Raw genomic sequence first — 2,728 nt, 5'->3', positions numbered from 1 at the left:
TCGGCACCGTCATCGTCATCGGCGGCGCGCTCAAAGCTGACAGCGACGCCGTCTGGCAGCGCATCGTCGACGAGGCCGGGGGCGCCGGTGCGTCCATCGCCGTCTTCCCGACCGCGGCCTATGAGCCCGAGCGCGTTGCGGCCCAGATCGCCGCCGCGCTGGAGCGCTGCGGCGCGCACGCCGAGATCATTCCCGTCGCCCCCAATCTCGAAGCAGGAGATCTGCAGGGAACGCTGCACGATACGGCCCTGATCGCCCGCGTCGCTGCCTGCCGCGCCGTCTTCTTCTCCGGTGGCGCCCAGGAGCTCATCGTCGACACGCTGCAGCCGGGCGGCGAGCCAACGGCCATGCTGGCGGCCATCCGCCAGGTCTTCGAGCGCGGCGGCGTCATCGCTGGCACCAGTGCCGGTGCCGCGGTCATGAGCCGCATGATGTTCCGCGATGCGATGGACAGCCTGGCCGTTCTCAAGGGCCAGTGGCGGGCGGGCCTGGAATACGACCGGGGCCTGGCCTTCCTCGGCCCCGACCTGCTGATCGACCAGCATTTCCTCAAGCGCGGCCGTATCGGCCGCATGCTGCCGGCCCTGCAGTCCCTGGGCTGCCGCCTGGGCCTCGGTGTGGACGAGAACGCGGCCGTCGTCATCAAGGGCGGGCAACTCGAGGTCATCGGCGGCAGCGGCGCCGTCCTTGTCGACCTCGGCGACGCGACACGCGACGCCGCGCTGCCGGCCTTCAACCTGCAGGGCGTGCGCCTGTCCTATCTCGACCATGGCGACTGCCACGACCTGGCCAGCGGCGAGACGACGCCGGCGCCGCACAAGCAGCGCGAGCCCCGCATCGACCCTGGCGCCCCGGACTTCAAGCCGCGCCTGCAGTCCGACCGGTTCTTCCTCGACATCCTCGGCGACGGCTGCATCCTCGGCGCGCTGACGCAGCTGCTGGACGGCCCCGAGCCCGAGGTGGGCGGCCTCGCCTACCGCGCCCGTCCGCACGCCGACGATCCGGCGCCCGACGTGGGCTTCGAGTTCCGGCTGCGCCGTGCCCCCGGCTTCGTAGGCTGGCGCAGTGCCGTCCGCGGCGGCGGCGAGGACTACACGGTGCTGCAGGCCCGACTGGATGTCATCCCCGTGCGGGTCGCCAAGCCACTGTTCACACCCCTCGCCGCCGAGGGGCAGCCCGTGGTCGAATCGGCGTTGGCGAGCCGGCCCGGCTCGAAGGAGAGTGGTGATGGCGACGGTCAGCGGTGAGTTCACGGTGGGGATGACGGCCCAGGCTGCCGAGGCGGCAAGTCCGGCCCTCGGCCGCATGGTGCTGGACAAGCAATATCGCGGCGCCCTCGAGGCCCGTGGCGCCGGCCAGATGCTGGCCACGCACGGCAGCATCGCCGGCTCGGCGGCCTATGTGGCGCTGGAGACCGTGACCGGCAGCCTGGAGGGCCGCGAGGGTAGCTTCGCCCTCGTGCATCACGGCCTGATGGAGCGCGGCACGCCCAGCCTCGCCATCACCGTTGTGCCAGACTCCGGGACCGGCGCACTGGCCGGCCTGGCGGGCCGCATGAACATCCGCGTTGAAGGCCACCAGCATTTCTACGATTTCGATTTCACGCTGCCTTAAGCTTGAAACCTGGCCTGAAGCAAGGAGACACCATGAAGAAGATCCTGCCCCTCATCACGCTGCTGCTGATTGCTGGCGCCGCCCAGGCCACCGACGTCGGTGTGTCGGTGCAGATTGGCCAGCCTGGTTTCTACGGCCGCATCGACATCGGCCAGACGGCGCCGCCGCCCGTCGTGCTGCGCGAGCCCGTCTGGGTGCAGCGCCGGCCGGTGCATGTCGAGCCCGTTTATATGCGCATCCCGCCCGGCCACCAGAAGCACTGGGACAAGCACTGCGCCAAGTACAACGCCTGCGGCATGCCGGTCTACTTCGTCCGCGAGGACTGGTACCAGGAGCGCTACGAGCGGCGGGGCGACGATAACGACCAGGGCAAAGGCCATGGCAAGGGCCATGGCAAGCACAAGGGCAAGGACCGCGACTGACGTGGCGGGCGCCGGCCGCGACACAATTGCGGCCATGGCTGATACCGATCTCCGCGATACCCGACCCGAAGGCTTCCTGCGCGTCAGCGCCGCGCTCACCGCCCTGGCCCATCCCCACCGGCCGCTGTGGCTGGACGTTGCGGCCCGCACCGCCCAGGAGGCCGCCGACGCCCTGGGCGTGACCCTGGGCCAGATTGCCAAGTCCGTCGTCTTCCGCCGCAAGGCCGATGACGCGGCCGTCCTCGTCATCACCTCGGGCGACAGGCGTGTCGACGAGGCCAAGCTCAAGCCCCACACGGGCGCTCTGGGCCGCGCCGACGCCGACTTCGTCAAGGCGCGCACCGGCTTCTCCATCGGTGGCGTGTCACCGGCCGGCTTCGCACCCAGTGATGGCGCGGCACCCCCTCAACTCTTCATCGACCGCGAGCTGTTCCGCTTCGAAATCATCTGGGCCGCGGCTGGGCATCCGAACGGCGTGTTCAAGCTGACGCCCGGCGAGCTGGAGAAGCTGACGGGCGCGCCCGTCATCGACGTCGTCCAAGCATGAAACCTGCGGTCATTTCGCCCTGCGTCAACGTCTGCCAGATGGATGCAGCCAGCGGTTGGTGTCGCGGTTGCGGGCGCAGCATCAATGAGATTGCCGGCTGGGGCGGAGCGCCCGAGACCGTGCAGCGCCACATCCTCATTGATGC

General features: G+C 69.9%; 5 protein-coding genes. All 5 read left to right on the top strand.

Annotated features, from left to right (window positions below; genetic code table 11):
- Window positions 1-1,247 (top strand): cyanophycinase (locus ACXJKR_RS29175; RefSeq protein WP_457325825.1); only part of this gene is annotated, 1,247 nt, incomplete at its 5' end.
- Window positions 1,228-1,614 (top strand): DUF3224 domain-containing protein, encoded by a 387-nt coding sequence (locus ACXJKR_RS29170; protein WP_457325824.1) that lies wholly within the window; start codon window positions 1,228-1,230, stop codon window positions 1,612-1,614. The genes ACXJKR_RS29175 and ACXJKR_RS29170, both read left to right, overlap by 20 nt.
- 32 nt (window positions 1,615-1,646) lie before the next feature.
- Window positions 1,647-2,036 (top strand): hypothetical protein, encoded by a 390-nt coding sequence (locus ACXJKR_RS29165; RefSeq protein WP_457325823.1) that lies wholly within the window; start codon window positions 1,647-1,649, stop codon window positions 2,034-2,036.
- A 34-nt stretch (window positions 2,037-2,070) separates the two neighbouring features.
- A complete protein-coding gene (locus ACXJKR_RS29160) occupies window positions 2,071-2,583 on the top strand; it encodes a YbaK/EbsC family protein (protein ID WP_457325822.1) in 513 nt (170 codons plus the stop codon).
- Window positions 2,580-2,728: DUF1289 domain-containing protein (locus tag ACXJKR_RS29155; protein ID WP_457325826.1), on the top strand; the 149-nt coding region annotated here is incomplete at its 3' end. The genes ACXJKR_RS29160 and ACXJKR_RS29155, both read left to right, overlap by 4 nt.

The organism is Roseateles sp. P5_E11 (assembly GCF_054049355.1).
Note: the sequence above shows the minus strand (reverse complement) of the source record. Positions and strands in the feature narration are given on the sequence as shown.

Bases quoted from the DNA above. Each gene is read 5' to 3' on its own strand.
- ACXJKR_RS29160 (WP_457325822.1), top strand. From the start codon at position 2,071: ATGGCTGATACCGATCTCCGCGATACCCGACCCGAAGGCTTCCTGCGC.
- ACXJKR_RS29170 (WP_457325824.1), top strand. From the start codon at position 1,228: ATGGCGACGGTCAGCGGTGAGTTCACGGTGGGGATGACGGCCCAGGCT.
- ACXJKR_RS29165 (WP_457325823.1), top strand. From the start codon at position 1,647: ATGAAGAAGATCCTGCCCCTCATCACGCTGCTGCTGATTGCTGGCGCC.